The organism is Streptomyces sp. NPDC002588, from assembly GCF_040295925.1.
In the GTDB taxonomy this organism is placed as follows: Bacteria; Actinomycetota; Actinomycetes; order Streptomycetales; family Streptomycetaceae; genus Streptomyces.
The window spans coordinates 1-1,051 of sequence record NZ_JBEOWF010000127.1 but is presented as its reverse complement, the minus strand read 5'-3'; the positions used below and the strand labels follow the sequence as shown (position 1 = coordinate 1,051).

Annotated in this window: 1 protein-coding gene and 1 pseudogene; both read left to right on the top strand. The window is 65.4% G+C overall.

The window, feature by feature from the left end; all coding sequences use genetic code 11:
• Positions 1–368: pseudogene (locus ABT057_RS49105) on the top strand (Tat pathway signal sequence domain protein); the annotation flags it as partial.
• A 59-nt stretch (positions 369–427) separates the two neighbouring features.
• Positions 428–1,051: ABC transporter permease family protein (locus ABT057_RS49100; RefSeq protein ID WP_502974102.1), on the top strand; the 624-nt coding region annotated here is incomplete at its 3' end.

Sequence of the window (1,051 nt, the reverse complement as noted above, 5' to 3'; positions counted from 1 at the left end):
CCTCCTACACCGACGAGGGCAAGAAGACCGCACAGCAGCAGACGTTCAACTTCCTGGCCTCCGCCCCGCAGGTCGTCAGCAACCCGGGCGCCAACGTGGTGACCGAGGACTACACGGCCTGGTCGACGCGGACGGTGAAGTACGTCTACAAACCGGTGTTCTGGAACATGAACATCACCGTGCCCAAGCGCTTCGCCACCGCCGACACCGCGCAGGCCGTCGAGGACGCGATCAAGGACTGCTACCACGGCATCAAGAAGGTCTCCGATGTCCAGGCCGCCATCGCGTCCTGGAAGTCCAGCGGCGGTGACCAGCTCACCGACTGGTACCAGACCGCCGTGCTGGAGAAGAGCGGCAGCGGCCAGTAGCAGACGACGGCGTGCGGAACGGCCGCGTGGCAGCGGCCGCCGCACAGCGAGGAGGAGCAGTGGCCGCAACGATCACCACCAAGGACAAGAAGGAATCCACGTCGGCAGCGGTCGAGGGCGGCGAGGAGTCCGTTTCCCGGGCGAACCGCATGAGTCTGCGGTTGCAGCTGCGCCGGGACAAGTCACTGATCATCATGACCCTGCCGGCGGTCGCGCTGCTGCTGGTCTTCAACTACGCCCCGCTCTTCGGCCTCATCACCGCCTTCGAGTACTACGACCCGCTGGTCGGGGTGGTGCACAGCGACTGGGCCGGCCTCGACCAGTTCCGGCAGCTCTTCAACGACCCGCTGTTCTGGGAGGCATTGCGCAACACCCTCTGGCTCAGCTTCGTCCAGCTGATCCTCTTCTTCCCCGTGCCGATCGGGCTGGCGCTGCTGCTCAACACGGTCCTCAGCGAACGGCTGCGGAACTTCATCCAGTCCGTGGTCTACCTGCCCCACTTCTTCTCCTGGGTGCTGGCCATCACCATCTTCCAGGAGATGCTCGGCGGCGCCGGAGTGCTCAACCACTTCCTCGCCCAGCACGACGTGGGCCCCTGGAACATCATGACCAACCCGGACACCTTCGCTCTGCTGGTCACCTCCCAGGCCGTGTGGAAGGAGGCCGGCTGGGGCGTCATCGTC